The following is a 16,688-nucleotide window of genomic DNA, read 5'->3' as shown; positions in this document are numbered from 1 at the left end:
GCTTTCTCACCTGTTCGTGCGCCGTGCGGGACGGTCGCCTCCGCCGCGATGGACCGACGCCAAGTCGCGTGTCCCGCCCATTGCAGCCTCGCGCAGAAAAGCACGGTGAGTGTCCCGCACGCCTAAGCGCCTTGGTGCCCATGCGCTCCACCGCGGTCACGGCCGCACGGAGCGGGGCCGCGACGCTGCTCGCGCTGGCGGTCGCGGCGGTCCCGGTCGCGCCGGCCGCCCGGCGCAAGCGGAGGCGGGTACTGAGCGTCCGTCCCTTGCCGCCACACCCCAACGTACGGTGCACGCACGAGTACGAACCCCGAGCGCACTGCGTGCGTGTGGGCACGGTTGCTGGCGCGCCTGATCTACAACCCGGACAGCCCCGACACGAGCACCAGCAGGCCGATCACGGCGCTGACCACCGCGATCACCGCGCTCGTGTGTGCATCGAGCCAGCGGCGCACGGCCTCCAGTACGGGAGCGGTGCGCTCGCCGGCCACGGTGAACGCGAGCACGGGGGCCAGTGCCGTCATGCTCGCCACGAGGGCGAACACCGCGATGGCGGCGAGCTCGGCGGCGACGGTGGGCGCGGTGGCGCCGATGCTCGCGCCGCCCGCCGCGGCCAGCATGATGACCTTGGGATTGGCGACCGTGAGGAGCAGCGCGAGGCGTGCGGCCGCGCCCGGTGACGCGTCCGCGAGCGATCCCAGCCACGCGGGCTGCTTCGCGGCCGCGCGGCCCCGCCACTTGACGACCGCGGCGACCAGCAGCGCGACGCCGACCGCGACACGCAGGAGCGCGGCCCAGAGCGGCTTGTCGTCGCTCGGCGCCGCGAATGCGAGGGAGCCCGCGACGAGCGCGACCGCCGTCACCCCGCACCACCACGCGCTCGCGAACGCGTAGCCGGCCGCCCGCGGCCGGGACCCGAGCAGCACCAGCACCGCGGGCATGATCGCGAAAGGGGACAGCGCGATGCCCAGCGCGAGCGGAAGGCTGCTGATCACGGGGATGCCTCCGTGGATCCGGCAGGTGTCGCGGTGCCCGTGGTGCGTCGCCACCATGCCGCCGCCGCTGCGCCGAGCACCAGCGTCCCGCCAAGCGTGACCGTCCGCCACACCACGGTCCCGGCGAGCAGGGTCGCCTCGTGCTCGAGCCCGGCGATCGCAGTCCACCCGGCTATCAGGATCGCGTCCATCACGCCCAAGCCGAACAGCGGCAGGATGGTGAGGGGATACGCCATGAGGAACGCGCCGATGATGTCGGCGGTGCCGAGAGTGCCCGCGTCGATCCCCACGAACCTGATGCTCGCGGTCAGGATGACCCCGTCCACCACCACCGCGCAGAGCATGCCCGCCAGCGCGGGGAACAGGTGCGTGCGCAGCGTCTGCGCCACCTGCGCACGGAAGGTCGTGGCGGCCGTGATCCACGCCTCGCGATCGACCGACGCGCGCATCTTTCCGACGAGGCGCGCGGCGTGCGTCGCGAGGGTCACGGCCCAGCCCTCCGACCGCATGATCAGCACCAGGGCGCCGATGATCACGACCGCAAGCGCGCCGGACAGGCCGGCGCTCAACCACTGGCCGTTCTCCGCGCCGCTGGTCGCGAAAAGCGCGAGCCCCAGCACGGGCGCGATGAAGCGAGCGCCGTAGAACACGATCGAGTTGAGCGTGACGCCGGCCATGCCGTCCACCGGATTGATGCCCCACGACCGGAACATCGCGACCCGGATCACGACGTCGCCCGGGGGCGGGGTGAGCGTGCCGGCAAGGTTGGCGGAGAGATCGTTCTGGACCGCGCGGCCCAGCGTGAGGCCCGGTACGAACCGCGCGACGGGTGTTGCGTTGAGCAGCTGCCTGGCGCCGAGCATCACCGCCAGGGCCGCACCCTGCCACCATGCGAGGTGCGCGAGAGCATCGCCGACGGCGGACCACTGGATGCGCCCGACCAGGCGGATGCCGAGCCACCCGACGGAGATCGAGACGGCCGCGATGACGAGGCCCTTGAGCAGGCGTCGTCTCAGGTCGCGCCTGTCGGTCGCCGCGATTGCCGGTGTGCTCACCCGGCGGCCGCGAAGCCGCTGGCGACGTGCGCGAGCAGCCGCGCGCCGTACCCGGTCGCGCCGGCCGGGCGCCACGCCTGGTCCTTCTCCGCCTGCATGGTGCCAGCGATGTCGACGTGCGCCCACGGCGTCTCGCCCACGAACTCCTGCAGGAACAGCGCGGCCGTGGTCGCGCCCGCGTGCGGGCCGCCCAGATTGGCGATGTCCGCGACCTGTGAGTCGAGCTGCTCGCGGTATCCGGCCTCGAGCGGCAGCCGCCACACCGGCTCGTCCACCGCGGCGGCTGCCGCCTCGACCCGGCCGGCCAGCGCATCGTCGTTCGCGAACAGCGCCGCGCGCGACTTGCCGAGAGCCATGAGCGCCGCACCCGTGAGGGTGGCGATGTCGACCACCGCGTCGACGCCGTCCTCGGTCGCGAGCACCAGCCCGTCCATCATCACCAGGCGGCCCTCGGCGTCGGTGTTCTTCACCTCGACGGTGGTACCGCCACGCGCCACCAGCACGTCACCGAGCTTGGTCGCGGTGCCCGAGGGCATGTTGTCCGTGCACATGAGCCACGCGCTCACGCGTGCAGTGGTGCCCAGGTCGCGCAGCGCGGTGAACGCGCCGAGCACGGCCGCCGCCCCACCCATGTCGATCTTCATGAGCAGGTGCATCGGGTCGGACGGCTTGAGGCTGATGCCTCCCGAGTCGTACATGATGCCCTTGCCCACCATGCCAAGGTGGCCCGTCGGTTCGCCGGCGGGGGAGTAGCGGAGCACGATCATCCGCGGCTCCTCGGCGCTGCCCGCGTTGACCCCCAGGAGCCCGCCGCAGCCCAGCTCGCGGAGGGCGTCGGGGCCGTAGGCCTCGACCTCGAACCCGAACCGCGGTCCGAGCGACTTGGCCGCCTCCGCCATCCGGGTCGCGGTGAGGATGCTCGCAGGTGCGTTACCCAGGTCGCGCGCGGTCAGCGCGGCGCGGACCCACGGCAGCGCCGCGGAGATGCCCTCGGCCACCGCGTCATCCGGCGCCCCCGCGACCACGACGCCGACCCGGGCGAGCGGGCGGTCCTTCGGGGAGGTCGTGAGCGTCTGGAAGCGGTAGCGGCCCAGGATCGCTCCCTCGGCCGCGGCCACGGCGACGGCCGCGGGCTCCAGCCCGGGAACGTCGACCACCACGGTCAGCTCGTCGGACACGCGCGCGACGGCGCGCGCGGCGACGGCCGCTGCGTCGCGCACCGCGTTCGCCGTCGGCGACGCGCCGGCGCCCGCGAGCACCACGGGCCGCTCGCCCGCGGGGACCACCAGGGAGGTGCCCGCGGCCCCCGTGAAGCCCGCACCAGCGAGCGCGGCGGCGTCGAGGGTGGTGGCGCCTGCTGGCGAGGCACTCGAGACGATGTACGCGATGGGTCCCGTGTCGAGCTCGCCGGGCGCGGTGGCCGGCACCCGGGCCAGGGCGTCGACGAACGTCGAGGCCGCGGATGCAGACGAGTCGAGAGGTGCGTCCATGGTGATGGCCTTCCGTGCGGTGCCGCCGTGCGGCGATGCTCCTGAGCCTAGCGCCGTTGACGGCCGGTGGGGACGCGCCTACCAGCGATAACAATGATGTTCACGGAGCGCCCGCGCCGCTAGTGTCGGGCCTGTGGATCCCATCCTGATCACGGCGCTCATCCTGGCCGCCGCGGTGGTCGCGTTCGTGACCAACCGCGTGCCCGCCGGGGTGGTCGCGGTCGGGGTGTCGGTGGCGCTATGGGCCACCGGGATCCTCACGCTCGGCGAGGCCATGGCGGGGTTCGGGGACCCGACGGTGGTGTTCATCGCGAGCCTCTTCATCGTCTCCGAGGCCCTCGACGCCACCGGTGTGACGGCGTGGGTGGGACAGCTGGTCGCGACCCGTGTCGGTACAAGCCGGACCCGAGTCGTCGTGGCGGTGGCGGGCTTGGTGGCGCTGGTCACCGCGCTCATCTCCGTCAACGGTGCGGTGGCGGCGCTCATCCCCGTGGTGGCGGTGGTCGCGGTGCGTGCCGCGCTGCCCCCGTCGCAGATGATGATGCCCCTCGCGTTCGCCGCCCACGCCGGCTCGATGCTCGCGCTCACCGGCACGCCCGTCAACATCATCGTGAGCGAGGGCGCGGTCGACGCCGGCGGACGCGCGTTCGGGTTCTTCGAGTTCGCCGGGGTGGGCATCCCGCTGCTCGTCGGGTCCGTGGCGATCATCGTGCTGCTCGGGCGGCGCCTCCTGCCGCACCGGGCGCCGGCGACGCTGCCGCCCGACGTGACCGCGTATGTGCGCAGCCTGCGCGCCGAGTACGCGCTGGGCACGGGTGCGGAGCTGGTCGATTCACGCTCGGGCGTGACGGAGGTGGTGGTGCCGCCGCGCTCCCCGCTGATCGGTACCCACCTGTTCGTGGGGCAGTCCACCCCGAGCGGCGACCTCGTGGTCCTGGGCCTGCGGCGCGCGGGGGACGATGCGTCGGGTCCCGACGCCGTGCTGGCTGCGGGCGACTCGGTGCTGGTCCAGGGGCCGTGGGACAGCCTCGAGCGGCACACCTCGGGCGACGAGGTGCTGGTGGTCGCGTCGCCCGAGGTGCTCCGTCGCGCCGTCCCGTTGGGCGCCGGCGCCAAGCGCGCGCTCATCATCCTCGGGGCGATGGTGCTGCTGCTCGCGACGGGCGCCGTGCCGCCCGCGATCGCGGGGCTGCTCGCGGCGGGGGCCGTGATCGTGGCGCGTGTGATGCCGGTCGCGACCGCGTACCGCGCGATCTCCTGGCCCACCCTCCTGATCGTGGCCGGCATGATCCCGCTGTCCGCGGCATTCACATCCACCGGCACCGCCGACCTCGTCGCGGAGACGCTGCTCGACGTGGTGGGCGACGCGTCGCCCACCATCGCCCTCCTCGCGATGTGCCTCATCACCATGGTGCTCGGGCAGCTCATCTCGAACACCGCGACCGTGCTCATCATGGTCCCGATCGCCTCCGTGGTGGCCGCCGACCTCGGTGTCTCGGTGCAGCCGTTCATGATGGCGCTCGCCGTCACCGGAGCTGCGGCCTTCCTCACGCCGGTCGCCACGGCGGCCAACACCATGGTGATGGAGACCGGCGGCTACAAGTTCGGCGACTACGTCCGCTTCGGCGCTCCGTTCGCCACCCTGTTCCTCGCGGTCGCCGTGTGGTGGGTGCCGCTCATCTGGCAGTTCTAGGAATCCAAGGAGATGACATGAATCCCGTGGTCGCATTCGTCGTGGTGATGGCGGTGTGGACGGTCTCGGAGATGGTCGCGAAGCGGACGCGTTCACTGCTGTCGAGCCTGTTCGTCGCGTCGATCATCTTCCTCATCGGGTTCCTCACCGGGATCTTCCCGGAGGACCTGCTCCAGGCCTCGTCGCTGCTCGCGCTCGCGGGGGTGGTGGTGGGCTTCGTGATCGTCCACCTGGGCACGATGATCAGCCTCGACGACTTCAAGAAGCAGTGGCGCACGCTGCTGGTGGGCATCTCGGCCGTGGCCGGCATGGGAGTGCTGCTCCTCGGCGCCGCGTACCTGTTCGGCGGTGACGTCACCGATGCGGAGTACGACGGCCTGCTCGCGTCCGCGCGAGACTTCGCACTCGCGGGCACCGGTGCGTTGTCCGGCGGCACCATCTCCGTGCTGATCGTGCAGGAGGCGGCGCTCGGGGTCGGGCTCACCGCGGTCGCGGTCTTCCCCGTGCTCATCGCGGCGCTGCAGGGACTCATCGGCTTCCCGCTCACGTCCATCATCCTGCGCAAGGAGGCCACCCGGCTGCGCGACGCGTACCGTGCGGGCGACGTCCAGGCGCCTGTGGTCGCCGAGGCGCAGGAGGCGAGCGCCGGCAGGCTCCCCGCGTTCCTCCGCAACACCCCCGGCACGCTGTTCATCGTCGGCGTGGTCGTGCTGCTCAGCATCGGCATCAACAACCTCACCGATGGCACGCTCAACACATTCGTCATGGCTCTCATCTTCGGCATCGTGCTGCGGTCCACCGGTGTGTTCAAGGCGAACATCCTCAACGGCATCGACTCGTTCGGACTCATGATGCTCGCGATCATGATCCTGGTGTTCGGCCCGCTCGCGACCGTCGAACCGGCGGATGTGGCGGCCCTCGCCGTGCCGCTGCTCGTCACCTTCGTGGTCGGGCTCGCGGGCATGGCGCTGTTCACCGTGATCGTCGGCAGGCTGCTCGGGTACTCGCCCGCGATGTCGCTCGCGATCGGCCTCACGTCGCTCTACGGCTTCCCAGGCACCATGATCCTCTCGCAGGAGGCCGCGCGCGGCGCCGGTGAGGACGACGAGGAGCGCGCCGCGATCGAGGGGCAGATCCTGCCCAAGATGATCGTCGCCGGTTTCTCGACGGTCACCATCACCTCGGTGGTGGTGACCAGCATCATCGCCGGTGGCATCGGCGGTTGACGGGTACCGAGCGTCCCTCCCTCGCCGCCACGGCCCGCCGTACGGTGGACGCATGAGCACGAACGCCGAGGTCACCGAGTTCCTGCGCACGCGCCGCGCCCGCATCACCCCCGACCAGGCGGGCCTGCCCGCGTACGGCGGCAACCGCCGGGTTCCGGGCCTGCGCCGCGAGGAGGTCGCGATGCTCGCGGGCGTCTCGGTCGACTACTACGTGCGGCTCGAGCGCGGCAACCTGTCCGGCGCGTCGGAGTCCGTGCTCGAGGCGCTCGCGAACGCGCTCCAGCTCGACGACGCCGAACGCGACCACCTGTTCGATCTCGCGCGTGCGGCCGGTCCCGCATCGTCCCGCGCGGCCGGGCGTCGCCCGACAGGGTCGGTGCGTCCCACGGTGCAGCGCATCCTCGATTCGATCAGCGCGCCGGCATGGGTGCGCAACGGGCGGCTCGACCACCTCGCCCACAACCGCGCGTCCCGGGCGCTGTACTCGCCGCTGCTCGACAGCCCGGCGCGCCCCACCAACACGGCTCGCTTCCTGTTCCTGGACGAGGCGTCACGCGAGTTCTTCGTGGACCGCGACCAGGCGACTGCCGACGTGACCGCGCTGCTGCGCATGGAGGCCGGCCGGCGCCCCCACGACAAGGGCCTCACCCAGCTCATCGGCGAGCTCTCGACACGCTCCGAGGAGTTCCGGCGCCTGTGGGCCCGCCACGACGTGAAGTTCCATCGCTCGGGCGCCAAGCAGCTCCGCCACCCGGCGGTCGGGCTGCTCGACCTCGAGTTCGAGGCGATGGAGCTGCCGTCCGACCCCGACCTGACGCTCCTGGTCTACGCCGTCGCGCCGGGGACACCCGCCGCGGACACGCTCGCGCTGCTCCAGCACTGGGCCGACGAGCGCGAGGCCGCGGGGCTGCTGGCCGACGTGGGCGGCGTCCCCCTGCGCTGACGGCCGGAACCCCTCGCGCGCGCTCGGACGTTGCCCTAGAGGACCCCGACCGAGAGGAACGCCCATGTCCACCGCCGTCCGCCCGCCGTCGCAGTACGAGGATCCGATCGTCGCCCCTCACTCGCTCAAAGGGCGGCGCATCCTGGTGGTCGGCGGGTCCTCCGGATTCGGGCGGCAGGTCGCGCTGGACGCGTCGCTGTCCGGCGCGGACGTGATCGTGGTGGGCCTCGATCCGGCCAAGTCTCACGCGACCGCCCAGGAGTGCGGAGCGCTCGGGCGCGGCAAGGCCAACGCGCTCGCGTTCGACGTCACCACGGACGCGGGCCGTGAACGGCTCCTCGAGGCGGTCGGCCACATCGACCACGTGGTCTCCACGCTCGGTGGGAGGCTCGGCGACCGTGTCCGCGAGGACGACGACGCCGCGACGCGCGACGTCGCCCGCCGCAAGGTCGAGGACAATCGCGCGCTCCTCGAGGCGCTCGCGGACCGCGTGGTCGACGGCGGGTCGTTCGTGCTCACGGCGGGTTCCACGCGCCGCCCTGGCGAGGGCGACGGCGTCGCGGCGGTGGTCGGCAACGAGGAGATCGCCGACCTGGTGCGCGAGAAGGCGCTCGAGCTCGCGCCGCGCGTGCGCGTCAACGCGGTCGCCCCCACGTGGACCCAGACGCCGCTGTGGCGCCATCACGACGACGCGGCCGTGCTCGCGATGCGCCGCGAGATGGAGGAGCGCATCCCGCTGGGCCGCACCGCGGACATCCGCGAGGTGGCGCGCGCCTACCTGTTCCTCATGACCAGCGGGTTCGTGACCGGCCAGACCATCGCGGTGGACGGCGGGTACTCGCTCACCTAGCCCGCGATCACGAGCGTGAGCTCGTCGGGCCCCTTCGCCCTGCGGGCGAGGCTCACGTCCACGAGCGCGTCCCCGATCATCCCGGCCGCCGCGTCGGCGAGGTCCTCCGCGCATCCCGGCTGCGCAGACTCCCGTACCAGGTGCGACGCGAGGAGCCCGCGCGTGTGCTTGGCCATGTGGCTCACCACCGCGCGCTTGCCGTCCAGCTCGCGCTGGACGCTCACCGCGACCCACGGCGAGTCCGCTGGCCGGTACGCCGCCACGTACGAGGCGCTGCGGCAGTCGATGACGAGCCCGCCGTTGGCGAGCGCGTCGAGCTCCGCCGGCAGGTGGCGCTTCCAGAAGGCGCCGAGCCCGCCGATCCGCCCCAGCGACGTCCCCATCGACAGGCGGTACGCGGGGATGCGGTCGGCGGGGGAGACCGCGCCCCACAGCGCCGAGAGGATCCGCACGCTCCCCGCCGCCTTGTCCAGCGTCGCGGCATCCCAGTCCGCCATGCCGGCGGCGTCGTAGAGGACGCCGGTATAGACGGTGGACGATGCGCCGGCCGGGTTCTCCCACACGGTCCGGTTGCGCGCGACCTCCTGGTGCAGGGACGCGCCCACGCCGAGGACGTCCATCGCGTTGCGCTGGCCGCTCACCTTCGCGAGCGCGTCGCCCACGCGCCGACGCGGCCCCTCGAGGCCCGCGTGCGACAGTGCGGTGAGGTCGACGGGGTCCCCGGCGAGGGGAGCGGTCTTGCCCTCGGAGGGCGGGAGCAGGATGAGCACCGGACAAGGGTAGGCGGAGATGGTCCCGGCGTCTGGCACAATTGTCGCAGCCCCACACAAATCCGGGAGAACCCATGAACGCTCGCGCCGCCGCGTGGACCTGTACCACCGCATCGTCCCCCTGGCAGGAGCGCGACGCCGTCGCGCTCGGCGAGCTGACGGCCATGCCGTCGGTGATCCTCGAGACCGAGCGGCCGCAGCAGGCGGTCGAGGGCTTCGGGGCCTCGTTCAACGAGATGGGCTGGGACGCGCTCGCGCTGCTCGCGCCCGAGGCGCGCGAGGACGTGCTTCGCGACCTGTTCGCGCCCGGCGCGGCGCTCAACCTGTCGCTGTGCCGCATGCCGGTGGGCGCGAACGACTTCTCGCGCGACTGGTACTCCTACGACGAGACGCCGGGTGACCTCGAGCTGGCCGACTTCTCGATCGACCACGACCGCGAGACGCTCATCCCGTTCATCCACGCCGCGCAGGCGCACCAGCCGGAGCTGCGCGTGTGGGCGTCGCCGTGGAGCCCGCCCACGTGGATGAAGGTCAACGGGCACTACGCGGCGGCGCTGCCGAACGGGCTCGCCGGGATGGTCGACAACGGCATCCGCCCCGACCAGGTGGGCGCCGAGGGCACCGACATGATGCGCCTCGAAGGGCCCGTCCTCGCGGCGTACGCCCGCTACTTCGGCAAGTTCGTGGACGCGTACGCCGCTGAGGGCATCCCGATCGACATGGTCATGCCGCAGAACGAGTTCAACTCCGCGCAGCCCTTCCCGTCCTGCACCTGGACCCCCGAGGGGCTCGCGAAGTTCATCGCGCACCTCGGCCCCGAGATGGGCGCGCGCGGCGTCGACGTGTTCCTCGGCACGCTCGAGCGGGCGGACGATGCGCTGGTCACCCGGGTGCTCGCCGACCCGACCGCGGCGCCGTGGGTGCGCGGCGTGGGCGCTCAGTGGGCGGGCAGGGGAGCGGTGCCGCACGTGCACCACGACCACCCGGAGCTGCCGATCTTCCAGACGGAGCAGGAGTGCGGCGACGGCCTCAACGACTGGCGCCTCGCGCGCCACGCGTGGGAGCTCATGGAGCACTTCTTCTCGCACGGCGCGAGCGCGTACATGTACTGGAACATGGCGCTGCTCGAGGGCGGCGTGAGCCGGTGGGGCTGGGCGCAGAACTCGCTCGTGGTGGTCGATCCCGAGACGGGTGCGCACCGCTACTCGCACGAGTTCCACGTGCTGCGTCACGTGTCCGGGTTCGTGGCGCGCGGCGCGCGGGTGATCCCGACGCTGTCGTACACGGGTCACACCGACCAGCTCGCGTTCCGCAACCCGGACGGGTCCATCGTGATCGTCGCGCAGAACCCGCTCGCCGAGCCGATGCCGATGACGTTCCTGGTCGACGGCTCGGTGCTCGCGGTCGAGCTGCCCGCGGACTCGCTCAACACCTTCGTGGTGGCCGCTACGGCGTGACGGGTCCGGTGGCGCCGAGCGAATCGAGCCACCGCCCCAGGCGCTCCAGCCCCTCCGCGATGTCCTCGTGCGACGCCGCGTAGGAGAGGCGCACGTGCGTGTCGCCGTGCGTCGCGCCGAAGTCCCGGCCGGGCGTGAGGGCGACGTGCGCCTCGCGCAGGGCGCGCCCGCAGAAGTCCCACGCGTCGAGCCCGGTGCCCGAGACGTCGGCGAACGCGTAGAACGCGCCGTCCGGCTCCGAGGGCACCGGCAGGCCGATGCGCGCGAGCCCGTCGAGCATGGTCCGGCGGCGCGCGAGCAGGTCGAGCCGGCGCTCCTCGGCCTCCGCCAGCGACTCGGGCGTGAACGCCTCGAGCGCGGCGATCTGCACGGGCGCGGCGGCGGACAGGAAGTAGTTCATGGCGAGCCGCTCGACGGGTCCGACCAGCTCCGGGGGCAGCACGCACCAGCCCAGCCGCCAGCCGGTCATCCCGAAGGCCTTGGAGAAGGAGTTGAGCACGATCGCGTCCGGGTCATGCGCCAGCACCGTGCGCTGCGGGCTGCCGTCGGGGTGGCGGTCGGCGGTGTCGAGGTAGATCTCGTCGACCAGGCGCCATGCGCCGCGCTCGCGGGCGAGGTCGCAGATCGCCTCGAGCTCCGGCTGCGCGATGGTGGTGCCCGTCGGGTTGGACGGCGTCGCGACCATCACCACGCCCGTCGCGGGGGTCCAATGCTGGCCCACGAGGTCGCGCGTCAGCTGGAAGCGCGTGGCGGCGGAGGTCGGGACGGTGAGCGCGCGGCCCCCGAAGGACTCGACGATCTGCCGGTTGCACGGGTAGCTGGGGTCCGCCATCAGCACGTCGGTGCCGGGGTCCACGGTCGCGGCGATGGTGAGGACCAGCGCGGCGGAGGCTCCCATGGTGATCGCGATCCGCGCGGGGTCGACGTCGACGCCGTGGCGGTCGCGGTAGAAGCCGGCGATCCGCTCGCGCAGCTCCGGCATGCCCAGCGAGGACGTGTACGCGAGGCGACGCCCGTCCATCGTCCCCTCCATGGCGCGCCGCACCGCGGCGGGCGCCCCGAAATCCGGCTCGCCCAGGTTCAGGCGGACGATGCGGTGGCCGGCGGCCTCGAGCTCGCTCGCGAGGTCGCCGAACGCCATCGCATGGAACGGCTCGATCGCCTGCGCGCGCCGTGAGACCTCCATGGCTGCTCCTCCGGTCGGGTCCGGGCTCCATCCTCGCGCACGGGCGACGAGGGACGATGCGTCCGACGCGTCCGCCCCGGTATCCTTGCGGTGCGGATGAGCTGGCCAGGCGACCGCGTGATCCCCTCGGGGGTCCCGAGGAACGTCCGGGCTCCGTAGAGCAGGGTGATGGCTAACGGCCACCCGGGGTGACCCGCGGGACAGTGCCACAGAGAGCAGACCGCCCCACTCCCTCGGGAGCGGGGTAAGGGTGAAAGGGTGAGGTAAGAGCTCACCGCGCGACTGGTGACAGGAGCGGCAAGGTAAACCCCACCCGGAGCAAGACCAGACAGCATGCGTTCGAGGGCTGCTCGCCCGAGCATGCGGGTAGGTTGCTTGAGCCCTGGAGCAATCCAGGGCCTAGATGGATGGTCGCCCCTCCGTCCTGGTAACAGGGCGGAGTGACAGAACCCGGCGTATCGGCCAGCTCATCCGCACTCGCTGGCCCGCGCGGGAGCGCGGGCCAGCGGAGCGTCCTCAGAGCCGGTAGCCGCCCGACGCCTCGATGCGCTGAGCCGTGACCCACGCGGAATCCGGCTCGACGAGCGACGCGATCACGCCGGCGATGTCGGTCGCCACGGCCGAGCGCCCGAGCGCGGAGCCGTCGGCGAACACCTTGCGCACGGTCTCGTCGCCCACCCATCCCGAGAACTGCGTCTCGACGGGCCCGGGTGCGACCGTGTTGACGCGGATGCCCCGCGGCCCGAGCTCCTGCGCCCAGTAGCCGGTAAGGACGCCGACCGCGCCCTTCATCGCGGCGTACGCGTCGCGCCCGACGTGCACGAACCGCGTGAGGCCTGTGCCGAGGTTGACGATGCTGCCTCCGTCCGCCAGCAGCGGCGAGCCGTCCGCGGGTGCCGCGAGCGCCTGCGTGAGCAGGTAGACCCCGCGGATGTGGGTGGCGTAGAGGCCGTCGAGGACCTCCGCGGTGGTCCGGCCGAGGCGGGTGTCCGCGCCGAAGCCGGCGTTGTTCACGAGCGTGTCGAGCGTGGTGGTGCCGAAGGTGCGCTCGAGGACGTCGGGCAGCTCGCTCACGAGGCGGGTGATGTCCGTGGGGTCCGCCATGTCGAGGGGGAGTGCGACGGCGCGTCGCCCCGCCGCCTCGACGGCGGTGACGGTCTCGGCGGCCTCCTCCGCGTGGCTGCGGTACGTCACGATCAGGTCGTGCCCTCGGCGGGCCAGCTCCTCGGCGGTCGCGCGGCCGATGCCGCGGTTGGCGCCCGTGACGAGGGCGAGGGGCGTGCGGGTGGCGTCGTTCATCAAGTTCTCCTTCAGGGGGTTGCGGAACCAGCGTGCGGTGAGGTCGACGGCCCGAGAAGAGGGCGCTCACCCTGGGGTCGGCGCCCCTACCTTCCGTCGCGCCGGGCGGCACATACTGGGCGGATGGATCTCCCCGAGCTCGGCGCCTTCCTGCGCTCCCGCCGCGACCGCATCACGCCCGGCGAGGTCGGGATCGTGCCCGGGCCCCGGCGCCGCGTCCCCGGACTGCGCCGCGACGAGGTCGCCCTGCTCGCCGGCGCATCGGTGGAGTACTACACGGAGCTCGAGCAGGGGTCGAAGGTCCAGCCATCTCCGCAGATGCTCGGCGCGCTCGCGCGTGCGCTGCGGCTCACGGGCGACGAGCGCGACCACCTCTACCGCCTCGCGGGGCGTCCCGTGCCGACGCGCGCGACCGATCACCACGTCGATCCCGCGATGCTCGCGCTGCTCGACCGCCTCGACGACACTCCCGCGTTGATCGTCTCGGACCTGGCGGAGACGCTCGCCGCGAACCACCTGGCACGTGCGCTGCTCGGCGAGCGTCAGGGGCTGCCGTGGCCGCGATCGAGCCAGGTCTACCGGTGGTTCACCGATCCACAGCAGCGTGCCGCGCATCCCGCGGAGGACCACGCGCGTCTGGCCGAATCGCTGGTCGCGGACCTGCGCATGGCGGCGGCGCGGCGCGCGCCCGACGACGAGCGCCTCGCGGACCTGGTGGCCCGATGCACGGAGGCGTCCGAGGACTTCGCGCGCCTGTGGGAGGAGAGGGCGGTACGCCTGCGGCGCGTGGACGCAAAGGTGTTCGTGCACCCGACCATCGGCGCGATCGACCTGCTCTGCCACAACCTCTACACGGCGGACGGTTCGCAGCACCTGCTGTGGTTCACGGCCCGAGACAGCGAGGTGAGCCGGGAACGGCTCGAACTGTTGAAGGTGGTCGGCGCCGAGGAGATGTCAGCCCGCTGACAGCCCGCACCGCGCGCCTGCTCGCCCTGAACGGGCGATCCGCCGTATAATGCAGGCGCACCAGCGATCGCGCCACGGCGCGTCGCACCCCGCCCACCTCGGCATCGGCACCGCCCGACGCGCCGCCGGCCCATCTGAACGGCCCGCGGTCCGCGCGAGGACACCGAGGACCGGGACCCGCGTTCTCGCGGCCGTTCCAGGGCGGGACATCGCGCCGCGCATGCGTCGCGAACCGAGGAGGAGGCGTAGTGGCAGGAGCAGGGCAGCGGCGATCGGGTCGCACGCGCACCACCGGCGGTACCCAGCGTCGGCGTGCGTCACGGCCCACCGAGGAGGGCCTGATCCCCCTGCTTGCGGCCATCGCCCGCGACGTGGACCGCGTGGTCCAGCGTCCTCCCACGCGCACCTCGGTGCGCACCAAGTACCAGGTGGTGGCCCTGCTGGTACGCGAGGAGCGGGCCCGCGTGAAGTCCGACCCCGACCTGTCCCTCGCCAAGCGCGAGGAGGAGCTCAAGCGGCTCGACGGTCTCGCGACCATCCTCGCGAAGATCGCGGCGCGCGACACCTCCTTGCTCGCGCTCCTGGCGGACGACGCACGCGTGTCCGAGTCCGCACGGACCTACAAGGCGACCGTGCTCCGATCCGCCGGTCGCGACGTCCCTGACGAGCCGGAGCCGCCCGCCCCCGTGGCGGTCGCGCCCGAGTCCGACAAGCGCGTGGTGCCGCAGTCCGCGATCGCCCACCGGCTCGCGAACCCCTTCCTCGCCCCCGACTTCGGGGTCGCGCAGGAGCGCCGCGCCGCCGCGCCACGACGCCTCGCGAGCTGGGAGCTGCTCGACACGCTGTTCCGCTCTTTCGAGCGCGACGCGCCCGGCGCGCGCGCCTGCATGGACCTGCCGGAGCCGACCGCCCTCACCGCAACCGCGACCCGCGTTCCGCTGGGTCGCGAGCTCATGCCGCACCAGGCGCAACTGGTCACCGCGGCCGCGCGCGGCCACCGCACCTTCCTGCTGGCGGACGAGCCGGGCCTTGGCAAGACGGCCCAGGCGCTCATCGCCGCGCAGGCCGCCGACGCGTACCCGCTGCTCGTGGTGGTGCCCAACGTCGTCAAGACGAACTGGGCGCACGAGGTCGAGCTGTGGACCCCGCATCGTCGCGCGACCGTGGTCCACGGCGACGGTGACCAGGTCGACGCCTTCGCCGACGTCGTCATCGTCAACTACGACATCCTCGACAGGCACGTCGGCTGGTTCGGCGACCTGGGCTTCAAGGGCATGGTGCTCGACGAGGCCCACTTCATCAAGAACAAGGGCTCGCAGCGCTCGCAGCATGTGCTCGCCCTCTCGGAGCGGATCCGCCAGCGCACGGCCCGGCCGCTGCTCATGGCCCTCACGGGAACGCCGCTCATCAACGACATCGAGGACTTCCGCGCGATCTGGCAGTTCCTGGGCTGGATCGACGACGACAAGCCGCTCGGCGGACTCATGACCGCGCTCGAGGACACCGGCCTCATCCCCACGGACGGCGGCTGGTACGCGGCCGCCCGCACCGCGGTGGTGGACCAGGGGATCGTGCGACGGCGCAAGGTCGACGTCGCCGCGGACATCCCCGCACGTCGGGTCGCGGACCTCCCGGTCGAGCTCGACGGCCCGCTCGGGCGGTCGATCCGCGCCGCCGAGACGGCGCTCGCCGCCCGCATGGTCGAGAGCTACCGCCGCGCGACCGCCGGCCGCGAGGCGAGCCCGGAGGACGGGATCGACCTCGATCTCGCCCGGCGCATCGCCGCCGCGGAGCTCAAGGACTCGAGCTCGAAGCGCAAGGGCGAGAACGTGTTCGAGATGGTCCGCAAGATCGGCCAGGCGAAGGCCGGGCTCGCCGCGGACTACGCGGTCCAGCTCGCGCGCAACGTGGGCAAGGTCGTGTTCTTCGCGAAGCACGTCGACGTGATGGACCAGGCCGAGCAGATCTTCGCCGACCGCGGCATCCGCTACGCCTCCATCCGCGGCGACCAGACCGCCAAGGCGCGCGCCCAGAACATCAAGGCCTTCACCGAGGACCCCGAGGTCCAGGTGGTGGTGTGCTCGCTCATGGCCGCCGGCGTCGGGCTCAACCTCCAGGTCGCGTCCAACCTCATCCTCGCGGAGCTGTCCTGGACGGACGCCGAGCAGACGCAGGCGATCGACCGCATCCACCGCATCGGCCAGTCCGAGCCGGTCACCGCGTGGCGCATCATCGCCGCGCAGACCATCGACGCGAAGATCGCGGAGCTCATCGACAGCAAGTCCGGACTCGCGGCGCAGGCGCTCGACGGCGTCGCGATCGAGGAGGGGGAGTCCTCCGCCGATGTGCAGCTCGACGCCCTGGTCGCACTGCTGACGGACGCGCTCGAGGCGGAGGGCCTGCACTAGGAGCAGCGGCCACACCCTGAGGTCCGCCCTCAGGGGAGTACCGCATACGGGGGAGGGCGATCCCATCCTCCCGGGTGATGCGCGCGCACGCGAGTGCGCGGAAGAGTCGACCCATGCGATCCTCACGCCCGTCCGCAGGGACCCGACGCCGCACCGAATGGGACACGCGCGGCCGCGTCGCCGCCGTCGCGGCCGCCGGGATCGCCCTCGCCGCGGGGCTCGCGGGCGCCGCCGCCGCGAGCGTCGGCGAGGACGAGGACTGCACCCTGCTGGCGCGGGGGCTCATCGCGATCGGCGTCCCCTCGCTCGCCGACGGCGAGGGCTGCGCCGCGCCCTGACGGCTGCAGGGC

Annotated in this window: 14 protein-coding genes and 1 other RNA gene; 9 read left to right on the top strand and 6 right to left on the bottom strand. The window is 72.6% G+C overall.

Annotated elements, in window-relative coordinates; all coding sequences use genetic code 11:
- Positions 1-356 precede the first annotated feature (356 nt).
- The 3 genes from AOM05_RS07735 to AOM05_RS07725 are packed head-to-tail and all read right to left on the bottom strand — an operon-like array spanning position 357 to position 3,540.
- Complete coding sequence (locus AOM05_RS07735) at positions 357-995, bottom strand: GAP family protein (RefSeq protein WP_169746735.1); 639 nt, start codon at positions 993-995, stop codon at positions 357-359.
- A complete protein-coding gene (locus tag AOM05_RS07730; RefSeq protein WP_169746734.1) occupies positions 992-2,050 on the bottom strand; it encodes a lysylphosphatidylglycerol synthase transmembrane domain-containing protein in 1,059 nt (352 codons plus the stop codon). The genes AOM05_RS07735 and AOM05_RS07730 overlap by 4 nt, the downstream gene beginning before the upstream one ends.
- Positions 2,047-3,540 (bottom strand): leucyl aminopeptidase family protein, encoded by a 1,494-nt coding sequence (locus tag AOM05_RS07725; protein WP_062520978.1) that lies wholly within the window; start codon positions 3,538-3,540, stop codon positions 2,047-2,049. Before AOM05_RS07725 ends, AOM05_RS07730 begins: the two co-directional genes overlap by 4 nt.
- Before the next feature lie 133 nt (positions 3,541-3,673).
- Between AOM05_RS07725 and AOM05_RS07720 the strand changes: the two genes are divergently transcribed.
- The 4 genes from AOM05_RS07720 (at position 3,674) to AOM05_RS07705 (ending at position 8,252) form a co-directional block, all read left to right on the top strand.
- Complete coding sequence (locus tag AOM05_RS07720; RefSeq protein ID WP_062520976.1) at positions 3,674-5,233, top strand: SLC13 family permease; 1,560 nt, start codon at positions 3,674-3,676, stop codon at positions 5,231-5,233.
- Positions 5,234-5,250: 17 nt separating this feature from the next.
- Positions 5,251-6,459: a hypothetical protein gene (locus AOM05_RS07715; RefSeq protein WP_062520974.1), complete on the top strand. Its 1,209-nt coding sequence runs from the start codon at positions 5,251-5,253 to the stop codon at positions 6,457-6,459.
- 52 nt (positions 6,460-6,511) lie between these two features.
- Positions 6,512-7,402: a helix-turn-helix transcriptional regulator gene (locus AOM05_RS07710; RefSeq protein WP_062520972.1), complete on the top strand. Its 891-nt coding sequence runs from the start codon at positions 6,512-6,514 to the stop codon at positions 7,400-7,402.
- A gap of 64 nt (positions 7,403-7,466) precedes the next feature.
- Entirely contained in the window at positions 7,467-8,252 is a 786-nt protein-coding gene (locus AOM05_RS07705) for an SDR family NAD(P)-dependent oxidoreductase (protein ID WP_062520970.1), read from the top strand.
- On the opposite strand, the gene AOM05_RS07700 is transcribed toward AOM05_RS07705, so the two are convergent.
- A complete protein-coding gene (locus tag AOM05_RS07700; RefSeq protein WP_062520965.1) occupies positions 8,249-9,022 on the bottom strand; it encodes a YaaA family protein in 774 nt (257 codons plus the stop codon). The genes AOM05_RS07705 and AOM05_RS07700 overlap by 4 nt on opposite strands.
- A 74-nt stretch (positions 9,023-9,096) precedes the next feature.
- Here AOM05_RS07700 and AOM05_RS07695 point away from each other — a divergent pair, with 74 nt between their 5' ends.
- Positions 9,097-10,479: a glycoside hydrolase family 30 protein gene (locus AOM05_RS07695; protein WP_062520963.1), complete on the top strand. Its 1,383-nt coding sequence runs from the start codon at positions 9,097-9,099 to the stop codon at positions 10,477-10,479.
- On the opposite strand, the gene AOM05_RS07690 is transcribed toward AOM05_RS07695, so the two are convergent.
- Positions 10,469-11,665, bottom strand: coding sequence for an aminotransferase class I/II-fold pyridoxal phosphate-dependent enzyme (locus AOM05_RS07690; RefSeq protein WP_062520961.1), 1,197 nt, complete (start codon positions 11,663-11,665; stop codon positions 10,469-10,471). The genes AOM05_RS07695 and AOM05_RS07690 overlap by 11 nt on opposite strands.
- Before the next feature lie 97 nt (positions 11,666-11,762).
- Between AOM05_RS07690 and rnpB the strand changes: the two genes are divergently transcribed.
- An RNA gene (rnpB, locus tag AOM05_RS07685) (RNase P RNA component class A) lies at positions 11,763-12,139 on the top strand.
- Between the two features lie 42 nt (positions 12,140-12,181).
- On the opposite strand, the gene AOM05_RS07680 is transcribed toward rnpB, so the two are convergent.
- Positions 12,182-12,964, bottom strand: coding sequence for an SDR family NAD(P)-dependent oxidoreductase (locus AOM05_RS07680; RefSeq protein ID WP_062520959.1), 783 nt, complete (start codon positions 12,962-12,964; stop codon positions 12,182-12,184).
- 123 nt (positions 12,965-13,087) lie between these two features.
- On the opposite strand from AOM05_RS07680, the gene AOM05_RS07675 reads away from it, so the two are divergent.
- The 3 genes from AOM05_RS07675 (at position 13,088) to AOM05_RS07665 (ending at position 16,676) form a co-directional block, all read left to right on the top strand.
- Positions 13,088-13,930: a helix-turn-helix transcriptional regulator gene (locus AOM05_RS07675; RefSeq protein ID WP_062520952.1), complete on the top strand. Its 843-nt coding sequence runs from the start codon at positions 13,088-13,090 to the stop codon at positions 13,928-13,930.
- Positions 13,931-14,178: 248 nt separating this feature from the next.
- Entirely contained in the window at positions 14,179-16,338 is a 2,160-nt protein-coding gene (locus AOM05_RS07670) for a DEAD/DEAH box helicase (protein WP_062520950.1), read from the top strand.
- 113 nt (positions 16,339-16,451) lie between these two features.
- Entirely contained in the window at positions 16,452-16,676 is a 225-nt protein-coding gene (locus AOM05_RS07665) for a hypothetical protein (RefSeq protein WP_062520948.1), read from the top strand.
- Positions 16,677-16,688: the final 12 nt, after the last annotated feature.

This window comes from Demequina silvatica (genome assembly GCF_000971215.1).
In the GTDB taxonomy this organism is placed as follows: domain Bacteria; phylum Actinomycetota; class Actinomycetes; order Actinomycetales; family Demequinaceae; genus Demequina; species Demequina silvatica.
This window is presented reverse-complemented; position numbering and strand designations above follow the sequence as displayed.

Excerpts from the sequence above, each read along its gene's own strand:
- AOM05_RS07725 (WP_062520978.1), bottom strand. The coding sequence starts at position 3,540 with ATGGACGCACCTCTCGACTCGTCTGCATCCGCGGCCTCGACGTTCGTC.
- AOM05_RS07715 (WP_062520974.1), top strand. The coding sequence starts at position 5,251 with ATGAATCCCGTGGTCGCATTCGTCGTGGTGATGGCGGTGTGGACGGTC.
- AOM05_RS07710 (WP_062520972.1), top strand. The coding sequence starts at position 6,512 with ATGAGCACGAACGCCGAGGTCACCGAGTTCCTGCGCACGCGCCGCGCC.
- AOM05_RS07705 (WP_062520970.1), top strand. The coding sequence starts at position 7,467 with ATGTCCACCGCCGTCCGCCCGCCGTCGCAGTACGAGGATCCGATCGTC.
- AOM05_RS07695 (WP_062520963.1), top strand. The coding sequence starts at position 9,097 with ATGAACGCTCGCGCCGCCGCGTGGACCTGTACCACCGCATCGTCCCCC.
- AOM05_RS07690 (WP_062520961.1), bottom strand. The coding sequence starts at position 11,665 with ATGGAGGTCTCACGGCGCGCGCAGGCGATCGAGCCGTTCCATGCGATG.
- AOM05_RS07680 (WP_062520959.1), bottom strand. The coding sequence starts at position 12,964 with ATGAACGACGCCACCCGCACGCCCCTCGCCCTCGTCACGGGCGCCAAC.
- AOM05_RS07675 (WP_062520952.1), top strand. The coding sequence starts at position 13,088 with ATGGATCTCCCCGAGCTCGGCGCCTTCCTGCGCTCCCGCCGCGACCGC.
- AOM05_RS07665 (WP_062520948.1), top strand. The coding sequence starts at position 16,452 with ATGCGATCCTCACGCCCGTCCGCAGGGACCCGACGCCGCACCGAATGG.